At 63.9% G+C, this 10,222-nt stretch carries 6 protein-coding genes; 4 read left to right on the top strand and 2 right to left on the bottom strand.

The features are described 5' to 3' along the window. From QW881_RS30430 to hemA, 3 genes are all read left to right on the top strand, one after another. Positions 1 to 2,184, top strand: a 2,184-nt coding sequence (locus tag QW881_RS30430; RefSeq protein WP_410052085.1) for a hypothetical protein, incomplete at its 5' end; no start/stop codon positions are given. 50 nt (positions 2,185 to 2,234) lie between these two features. Then, positions 2,235 to 5,450 carry a hypothetical protein gene (locus QW881_RS30425; protein ID WP_315754420.1) on the top strand — a complete coding sequence of 1,072 codons (3,216 nt, stop codon included), beginning with the start codon at positions 2,235 to 2,237 and terminating at the stop codon, positions 5,448 to 5,450. A gap of 32 nt (positions 5,451 to 5,482) precedes the next feature. Continuing rightward, entirely contained in the window at positions 5,483 to 6,748 is a 1,266-nt protein-coding gene (gene hemA / locus QW881_RS30420; protein ID WP_409998955.1) for a 5-aminolevulinate synthase, read from the top strand. A 71-nt stretch (positions 6,749 to 6,819) separates the two neighbouring features. Here hemA and QW881_RS30415 read toward each other — a convergent pair whose 3' ends face one another. Further along, positions 6,820 to 7,164 (bottom strand): hypothetical protein, encoded by a 345-nt coding sequence (locus QW881_RS30415; protein WP_315754424.1) that lies wholly within the window; start codon positions 7,162 to 7,164, stop codon positions 6,820 to 6,822. Positions 7,165 to 7,307: 143 nt separating this feature from the next. Between QW881_RS30415 and QW881_RS30410 the strand changes: the two genes are divergently transcribed. Next, positions 7,308 to 9,164: a tetratricopeptide repeat protein gene (locus QW881_RS30410; protein WP_315754426.1), complete on the top strand. Its 1,857-nt coding sequence runs from the start codon at positions 7,308 to 7,310 to the stop codon at positions 9,162 to 9,164. A gap of 12 nt (positions 9,165 to 9,176) precedes the next feature. Here QW881_RS30410 and QW881_RS30405 read toward each other — a convergent pair whose 3' ends face one another. Continuing rightward, positions 9,177 to 10,211: a class II aldolase/adducin family protein gene (locus QW881_RS30405; protein WP_315754428.1), complete on the bottom strand. Its 1,035-nt coding sequence runs from the start codon at positions 10,209 to 10,211 to the stop codon at positions 9,177 to 9,179. Positions 10,212 to 10,222 lie beyond the last annotated feature (11 nt).

Here is a 10,222-nt window from a genome sequence, read left to right as displayed (position 1 = left end):
AGCTGTCACAACGGCAGCTACACCGGGCAGGGCACCAAGGGTGCCATGGGCACCGCGTCCTATCCGAACCACGTTGCCACCGGCGGCGCCGACTGCGTCAGCTGTCACGCCAAGGCAGCCTCGGGCGGCTTCACCAGCTGGGGCGGCGCCGCGTTCACCCACTCCGCGGCCAACACCAATTGCTCCGCCTGTCACAATGGCTCGAGCGCGAAGGGGTTGACCACGCCGCCGCACATTCCGGTGACCGGCGTCCAGTGCTCGAACTGCCATAGCAACACCGCGGCGAGCTTCGCCACCTACACGATGAGTCATACCGCCGTGCATGCGACGCGCTGCGACAGCTGTCACAATGGCGCCTATCGCAGCCAAGGCCGCAGAGGCGCGCAGGGGCCGGATCACAGTGCCAAGTCACAGGATTGCGGCTGCTGCCACGTGCGCGCTGCCGCCAACTTCTCGACATGGGACGACGACCCGCAGAAGCCGGCCGCGGGTTGCTCGACCACGGCCAGGTCGGTGGTCCCCGCTCAGGCGCCCGTCGCCAAGGCGGTGACGCCAGCCACGACCGCCAACCGGACGATGACGGCGGCCACGACTCCCGAGTCTGCATCGGGCACGAGCGCAGCGCCGGCCACGGCTGCGGCCGGCGCGGCTGCGAAGCCTGCCGCACCATCCAGTTCGACGCTCTTGTTCAGCAGCAAGCCGCTGGCGAATACAGCTGCGACGTCGGCGGCCGCGACGACCGATCCTCGAGCAGGGGCTCCGGCCGGTGCGCCTGCCGCCTCCAAACCCGACGGCGCGGCGAAAGCTGGTGACGCGGCGTCGGTGTCGCAGCCGCCGAGCACTCTCCCGCGGATGACATCCGCCCCTTCAGCGCCTGTGCCGAACGATCCGCGCAGCAAGCTCCTGCCTTCGATCGGTGCCGCCAATCCTGATGCAATGGAGTCGCAGAACGCAGGTCGGGTTCCATCGCTGTTGCCGACGGTCAATCCGAGGGCAGGGCTTGCCGGGTCGAGCGCCACGGAGGTCGGCTCGAGATTCAACCACATGACGGCGCAGGGACCGTGCGCATCCTGCCACAACGGCATGAGTGCGCCTGGCAAGCCGTCGAAGCACATTGCGACTGCGGCGCCGTGCGAGACCTGCCACAAGAGCACGACGACGTTCAGCGGAGCCCGCTTCAGCCACACCGGGACGACAGCGGCCTGCGCGAGCTGTCACAACGGCATGGCCGCGACCGGCAAGCCGCAGAAGCACGTCGCGACCAATGCGCCGTGCGAGACCTGCCACAAGAGCACGACGACGTTCAGCGGAGCCCGCTTCAGCCACACCGGGACGACAGCGGCCTGCGCGAGCTGTCACAACGGCATGGCCGCGACCGGCAAGCCGCAGAAGCACGTCGCGACCAATGCGCCGTGCGAGACCTGCCACAAGAGCACGACGACGTTCAGCGGAGCCCGCTTCAGCCACACCGGGACGACAGCGGCCTGCGCGAGCTGTCACAACGGCATGGCCGCGACCGGCAAGCCGCAGAAGCACGTCGCGACCAATGCGCCGTGCGAGACCTGCCACAAGAGCACGGCGACATTCGCTGGAGCCCGCTTCAGTCACACCGGTACGATGGCGGCCTGCGCGACCTGCCACAACGGATCATCAGCGGGCGGCAAGCCGCCGCGCCACGTGGTCACCAGCGCGCCATGCGAAAGCTGCCACAAGAACACCGTGTCGTTCTCGGGCGCACGGATGGATCACACCAGCCTGACTGCGCCGTGCGCCAGCTGTCACAACGGCTCCAATGCCACCGGCAAGTCGCCGAAGCACTTCGTGACCAATGTCCCCTGCGAAAGCTGCCATCGGACGGTCAGCTGGAGTTCGGTCAACTACCGGCACATGTCGGCAAGCTATCCGAACCATAGCGCCGCCATTGGCTGCACCGCCTGCCACAGCGGCAATTCGCAAGCCGTCGTGTTCAAGTTCGCGGCCTACAAGCCCGACTGCGCCGCTTGCCACGCGGGTGATTTCCGGCCGCAGCAGCATGCCAAGCTCGTGAAGCCGGCGCCGATGGACTACACCGTCGCCGAGCTCAAGGACTGCACCGGCGCGTGTCACATCTATGCTGACAAGTCGCAGACCGCCATCATCACCCGTCGCCAGCGGCAGCACCGGGTCAATGGAGGCGGCTGGTGATGAGCTGCCGCTTCAGTCAAGCAGCGGCAGCGAGGTCGACCCGATGGGCGATGACTCTGCTGTCCGGCCTGATCGCAATCCTGCTCGACGGAGCCTTCGGCGTTGCACCGGCGCAGCCGGTCATCGATCAGTTCGTTGCCAGTGCAAACGCCACGACGATCGGCAACTGCAGCCTGCTGCGCGTCAACTTTCATGTTCGCGTGCGCTACACCGGGCATTTTCCGCTGGATCAGGGCAGCCAGCTCAGCGTCTCGCTACAATTGGTCGATCGGGACGCCGTCATCACGCGGCGTCTGGTCAGACGCGAGGGGGTGCGGGTCGAAAATGCCCAGGGCTCCGGCATCCAGGACGTCTATCTGACGCTCGATCAGAACAGAGGACCGATCCTCGTCGCTCAGTTTGCTGGCGAGTTCACCTATCAGATTGTGCAATCCGGCAGCTTCGAGCAGGTCACGATCGTGATTGCCCGGAAGGGCCCGGTGTCGGCGTGCAAGGTGAAGGCCCTGGTGCCGAGCGTAGCCGCTCCGGATGCGCCGAAACCGGTTGCGATCCCCGGTACGGCTGCGTCGGTCCGCAACGACAATCGCACGATGCAGCAGGCGTCCGCGGCGGACATCCGGTTTGCGGAGGCCTCGATGGACGAGGCGCGCGCATCGATCAAGAAAGGCAATTTCAACGCCGCGATCGACCTTCTGAAGAAGGTGCTGAAACTCCCTGAGACCGGCTCGAGCGCAGAGGCGCAGGAGCTGCTCGGCGTCGCGCGCCAGAAGGCCGGGCAGACCGCTGCAGCCCAGGCCGAATTTGAGGACTATCTGCGCCGTTATCCGAACGGCGAGGGCGCAGAGCGGGTGAGGCAGCGGCTCGCTGCGCTTCTGACCGCAACCAGCAGCGCACCGGCACGGCCGCGCGACATGTCTCCGGCCAACTCCGATGGCGGAGACATGGGGGCGGGGATGCCAACCAAGGCGGCGGGGCCAAACGGCGATACGCGCTGGTCGATGTCGGGCAGCCTCTCGACCACCTTCATCACCAATGACAGCACCAGCGCCGTCAAGGACAGGGCCATCGCGCCGAACCCGAATGCAGATCCCGATGCCCACCGGGTGCACCAGAACACGCTGCTGACCAATTTCGACTTCCTGGGCACCGCGGACAACGATCGCATCAGGACCAAGTTCAAGCTGGCGTTCACCCACGAGCGCCAATTCGATACGGGCAATGACAAGTATGGCGTCTCGACCGCGCAAGTCGATTACACGCTGAAGGAAGCCGACGTGACCTTGCGCGTCGGACGGCAATCCCGAAACACCGGCGGCGTGATCGGCCGTTTCGACGGCGCGGTGCTGAGCTGGCAGAAGAGCCCCGGGCTGCGCTTGAACGTGCTCGCGGGCTCGCCGAACTGGAGCCGCTTCGACGCACCGTTCAAGGATGGCAAGACGCTCTATGGCGCAAGCATCGATTTCGGCAAGATTCTCGGCGGGCTCGAGACCACCGTCTACCTGATCACGCAATACGACCGCAACATCGTCGACCGCCAGGCCATCGGCGCGGAATTCCGCTATTTCGACACCAACAAGTCGCTGCTCGGCCTGATCGACTACGACACGCATTTCCGCGCGCTCAATGCCGCCGTGTTCTCGGGAACGTATACGTTCGAGGACAAGTCGGTCATCAACGCCTCGTTCGATTACCGAAGAGTTCCATTTCTCTCGACCTGGAATGCGTTGCAGGGGCAGCCGTTCCTCACGCTCTACGACATGATGAAGTTCAATACCGCAGGCGAGATCAGGCAGCTCGCGATCGACCGCACGCCGACATTCCAGTCGGCGATGGTGAGCTATTCGCGGCCCCTGAACGAGACCTGGCAGGTCGCCGCCGATGCCACGGTGACCAATCTGACCGGCACGCTGCCGTCCGGCGGCGTCGACGGCACGCCGGCGAGCGGTCTCGAATATTATCTGTCGGCTCAGTTGACCGGGAACAGCATCATCAAGCCGGGCGATCTGTTCATGGGCGCGCTACGCTACGCGAGCCTGGCGGACTCGAAGTTCTATGTGCTGGATCTTGCCTCGCGCTACCCGATCACGCCCGATCTCGCCATAAGCCCGCGGCTGCGGATGGGCTATAGGTCCGGTACCCGGACCGACTTGAAGGAGTACACGATCCTGCCGTCGCTGCTGGTCAGCTATCTCTGGTCGAAGGAGATCAGCTTGGAAACAGAGATTGGCTACCGGTTCGTCGACAGCACGCTGGCCAACGTCAAGACGACGACAAAGGACCTGTTCGCGACGGTCACGTTGCGGCGCGATTTCAACGCCGACGGTGTCACGAAGTGCAACGCCTCGATCGTCAGCTGCGCCTGGGCCAGGCCTGCAGCGTTGCAAGGCGGCCAGGGCGCGGGCTCGGGCGATATGCCGCTGCGGTCGCGCGCGTCGATCCTGCCGTCCTATATGCTGGAGACCGGAGTGCGCTACTGGTTCAGCTCGGGGCAGAATCGCTACCGCTATTTCGCCGATCAGGCTGCGACGCTTCAGGTCTCCCGGCTCGCTTATGGCGGAATGACCGGGCACAGCGGCGAGATGTTCTTCAGGGTCGATGCGCTCGACGGCCCGTTCACCAACATGTTTCTGAAGGGCTATTTCGGGGCGGGCAAGATCAGCTCGGGCACTCTCGTCGACGAGGACTTTGCTCCTTTCGTCAATCCGTCATCCAAGACCGTCAGCAGCGTCGGCGGGCGGCTGCAATACGCAAATCTCGATGTCGGTTTCAACCTGCTGGAGACGGAGCGTTTCCGGCTTGGTGCCTTCGTCGGCTATCAATATTGGACAGAAACGGTCGACGCGCGGGGCTGCACCCAGGTGGGTGGCAATCCGACGATCTGCAGTCCGGCTCTTGGGGCAGGCGTCAAGGTGGTGACCGAGCAGGATCGCTGGCATAGCGGACGGGCCGGTGTCTCACTCGACACGCGGCTGTCGGACCGGCTGAGCTGGCAGGCGGAGGCCGCTTATGTCTGGACTTCGCAGAATGCGATCGACACGCACTATTTCACGTTCGGGCGCGATCCTGCCTCAGGACAAGGATCCGGATTCCAGGCCGAGACCGTGCTGAACTACCAGTTGACCGACAATTTCCGCATCGGCATCGGCGGACGCTGGTGGCATCTCAGCACCAATGCGGTCGATTCCTTCAATCAGGTCCTGAGATATACGACGGAGCGCTATGGCGTCTTCCTGCAGGGCTCCTACCAGTTCAATCGGGCAAAATAGTCGGCAGGAGTCGTCCAATCATGAACTACCAGATGCGGCCGTTGAGCCTCCTCCCCGAATATGACGCGATGTTCCGCGGTGCGTTGGATCGACTGCATCAGGAACGGCGCTATCGTGTCTTTGCGGACCTCGAACGCCAGGCGGGGCGCTATCCTTATGCGATCTGGCATTCGGGGGAGGGCAAGCGTGAGGTCGTGATCTGGTGCTCGAACGATTATCTGGGCATGAGCCAGCACCCGAAGGTCATGGGAGCCATGATCGATGCCGTATCGCGCATGGGCACAGGAGCCGGGGGCACCCGTAACATCGCGGGAACGAACCATCCGCTCGTCGCCCTCGAGCAGGAGCTGGCTGATCTCCACGGCAAGGAAGCCGCGCTGGTGTTTACCTCCGGCTACGTTTCCAACGAGGCGGGGATATCGACGATCGCCAGGCTGCTGCCTGGGTGTTTGCTGCTTTCCGACGCGTTGAACCACAACTCCATGATCGAGGGGGTTCGCAAGGCCGGTGCTGAGAAGCAGATCTGGCAGCACAATGATCCTGAGCATCTCGAACGGCTGCTGCGGGCGGCAGATCCCGAAAGGCCCAAGCTCATCGTGTGCGAGAGCCTCTACTCGATGGACGGCGATGTCGCGCCTCTGCATCGAATTTGCGACTTGGCCGAGCGCTACGGCGCACTGACCTATGTCGACGAGGTGCACGCGGTCGGGATGTATGGCCCGCGCGGCGGCGGCATAGCTGAGCGCGACGGGGTCATGGAAAGGATCGACATTGTTGAGGGCACACTCGCAAAGGCCTATGGCTGTCTCGGCGGCTATCTTGCGGCTGGGGCGAACCTGATCGATGCGGTGCGCTCCTACGCCCCCGGTTTCATCTTCACGACGGCATTGCCGCCTCCGGTCTGCGCAGCCGCGACCGCTGCAATCCGGCATCTGAAAGCCTCGACAGCGGAGCGCGTCCGGCATCAGGATCGTGCAGCGCGGTTGAAGTCCGTCCTGACGGCAGCAGACCTGCCGGTGATGCCGAGCGAGAGCCATATCGTGCCGGTGCATGTCGGCGATCCCGAGAAGTGCAGGGCGGCTTCGGACCTGCTGATGTCGGAGCATGGCATCTATATCCAGCCGATCAATTACCCCACTGTCCCGCGAGGAATGGAACGCCTGCGTCTTACACCTACGCCCTATCACGACGACGCGCTCATGGACCAACTGGTCCATGCGATGATGAAGGTGTGGGACAAACTCCATCTCTGTTACCGCCGGGAGAGCGGCTTCACACGTGGGCATGAAGCGCCATAGCGCTGCCGGCGAAAGATTGGATCAGAAATCGGCACGTCCGGCCGGTGTGCGGAAAGGCGGTCGTGCTTCAGCTACTGAACGAACGCAGGTGTTCTCCCGCTGCGAGCGCACCATCCAACCTCTCCTCCTTTCCAGTCTGTTTCCGGTTGTTTGCGGATGGCCGTGTCCGGCGACGAGCCCGAGCTGTCCGACGGCCCATGCCAGGCATCCGGCCGGATCAGCGCCAGGCCCGATTCCGGATCGTGAAACTTGCGCAGTTGTGCCGGCGTTTCGGTGATGATGATCTCGAGGTCGGCCGGATGGCCCCGACCTCGTATAGGCGTAGCCACCGAAGAAGTCCTCACCCTTGTCCTGCACGCCGATTTGATCATGCTCGCGATGGTTGCACTGAGTTTAACTTCCACGAAGCGTGTCATCGGATCGTTGTCTTCCGCGCTCTTATGCTAGGGAATGCAGGCAGAATCGGAGCGGTCCTCACCACAGCCGGAGATAGAATTGCGACTGTCAGCCTGAATGAGAATCAATTACGCTGAAATCGTAACCGGGACGAATTGCAGCAATGAACCGTCGCGAGCGCCGAGCTTCGCCCACCAAAGTGAAGCTCCAACCTGCCAAGCCCGATGGTGCCGCGAACTTCTATGACGCTGCCTTGCGCGACGTCGCCAATGGCCGACATGCGGACGCCGAGCGGTGTTGTCATATGGCGCTTGCGATCGATGGAGGGCATGCGCCGACCCTCAACTTGCTAGGGATCCTTGCACTGCAGGCACAGCAGTATGAAGCTGCACTGCGGTGGGTATCCCGCGCGATCCAGCAGGATGTTCAGCCGCAGTACTTCTTGAGTCTTGGCACGGTGCTGCAGGTCCAGGGACGCTCGGATGAGGTGATCAAGGTCGTCGAGAAGGCGAGGGCACTCGGTCTCGAAAGCGCCGATCTGTGGATGCTGAGGGGCAATGCCCTTGTCAGCCTGCAGCAGCTCGCCGACGCTGTGTTGAGCTTCCAACGTGTGCTGGAACTGAATGCGAGGCATTGGGACGCGGCAAACCAGTGCGGCATCGCGCTTCAACGGTTGGGGCGGATCGATGAAGCGCTCGCCTATCTCGATCTGAGCGACGCCTTGCGGCCCAACCATGTACCGACGTTGTTGATGCGTGGTGCACTTCTGAATGGCCTGAAGCGCTTCGACGAGGCCCTTGCCATCTGTCGGCGAGCCCACGAGATCGAGCCCGGCAACTCTGACATCTGCGTCAAGACGGGCATTGTCCTGCGGACGATGCGCCGAGACGAAGAAGCTTTGCAATGGTTCGAGCGAGCTCTGGCTTTGCAACCTGGCTCCAGGGATGCGCTGCACGACAAGGCCTCTGTGCTGACGAAGCTGCGTCGATTCGACGAAGCGTTCGAAGTCTACAGGCAGTTGAAGGGGGCCGATCCGAGAGACGCGCTGGCCGATCTTGGAACGGCTCATTTGAACCTGTTGCTGGGGGATCTCGACGCGGGCTGGTCTGGTCGGGAGGCCCGTTGGAGTCTGCCGAGCTCTTACCCGCGCTTCCAGCAACCCATGTGGCTGGGCCAGGACGGCATCGCTGGAAAAACCATTGTCATCGCAGCCGACGAAGGACTGGGCGATACGATCCAGTTTATCCGTTACGTGCCGATGGTCCTAGCGCTACGCGCCCGCGTCATCCTCGCCGTTCAAAAGCCGTTGCTACCTCTGTTGTCGAATGTGCCGGGCATTTCGCAGTGTATTCCGGTCTCGGAGGCCGCCGACCTTGCGGGAGTGGATATCCATTGTCCGATCATGAGCCTGCCGTTTGCCTTTCGGACGACGCTGGCCACGATTCCAGCGCCGGTGTCGTATTTGTCGGCGCCTGATCCGGATCGGATTCAAATCTGGCAAGAGCGCCTTGGTGCGCCTGAGAAATTGCGTGTCGGCCTGGTCTGGTCAGGCAACCCCAATCATCTCGACGACCACAATCGCTCCATCCCATTGCGCATGTTTTCCCGCCTGCTCGGCGAGGACGCGGCGTTCATCAGCCTGCAGAAAGAGCCGAAGGCCGAAGACAAAGCCGTGCTCCAGGAGACGAGCCGGATTGCGGACCCGACGGGCCAACTTGCCGATTTCGCGGACACGGCCGCGCTGATCTCATGTCTGGATCTCGTGATCACCGTCGATACCAGTGTCGCTCATCTCGCCGGCGCGCTCGGTCGTCCCACCTGGACGCTTCTGTCGTATACGCCGGACTATCGCTGGCTGCTCGATCGTGACGATAGCGTCTGGTACCCGAGCATGCGTCTGTTCCGTCAGCGCGAAGGGCGCGACTGGGGCGAAGTCATTGATCAGGTCGGAGATGCTCTTCACAAGCTGATTGTGGCGAGGGCGCCGTCCCTGCCGGTGTCGAGCGAGGAGATCGCGTGATCTGTCACCGTTTCACTTCGACGACTGGCGGCTTGCCGTCAGCTGCTGTCGGTAACGTTCGGCGTCCCAGTTGAGCAGCAACTGCTCGTGCTGAGACGAGAGATAGCCGATATCGGCCGATAACGGCAGGCGGCTGGTCACGAGCGCGAGGCAGCTCAGCATGGCCTCGGCGCCCGGGCTGGCGTCGCTGCGGATGATGGCGCCGAGACCCGGCGCGAGGACCGCGACGGGCGCGGGCAGGCGGCTAGCGTCCGCCCGTGCGAGCAGCGTGGCGAGGCCGCCGGCGCTCTCGATCGTCGGCAGGCCCGGGCCGAGAAACACGACGTGGTCCGGATACAATGAGCCGCCGGTCGCGATGGCGCGGCTGAACGGATCGGTGGCGATGCCGTGGCTACCAGCGTCGTGCGGCAGGCGATAGTCGGTGCCGGCGCACAGGCGGCGCAATGGCGCTGCGTCGACAGCAGGTGTCGGGCGCACCGGCAGCGCCAGCCGGCGCTCCACGTCATGGACCAGCGCCTCAGCCTGATCGCAGGTGTCGGCGCCGACGACGAGGCCGTGATTGCCGAGGATCAGCACGTCGATGCGCTCGCGCGCGACGATTGCACTCACCGCGTGCGCCAGCGGCAGCCCGGGATGAAAGTAGTCGAGATGGCGCCAGGAGAGCCCGACCAGTCGCGCCGAAAATTCATCGCGTGCGTCGCGCCGTGCCGCCCAGGCGATGGTGTTGACGGCATGCACGTGCAGCACGACCCGGTGCGGCAGCAGCGCATGCAGCGCAGTCTCGATCGAGGCGCGTAGCGGGCCGGGGGCTGCCAGCGGAATGCGCTCGTCATCAGCGGCGAGCGCGTCGCGCGCTGCAGGCAGGAGGACAGGCACGAAGATGTCCTTCGCGTCGGCGTCGGCAAGCCAGGTGCCGGACGCCTTCACCCACAGCACATCATCCTGCTTGAGCGAGGTGTTGCCGCCGGCGCCTTGCACCAGCTGCACGTTGCGGCCGACCCGCGCCGACATCCGGCGCAAATCATCAAGCTCGGCAGGCTCGCGCATCTCGCGTCTCC

It is taken from the genome of Bradyrhizobium sp. SZCCHNS3016, from assembly GCF_032484535.1.
Lineage (GTDB): Bacteria > Pseudomonadota > Alphaproteobacteria > Rhizobiales > Xanthobacteraceae > Bradyrhizobium.
This window is presented reverse-complemented; position numbering and strand designations above follow the sequence as displayed.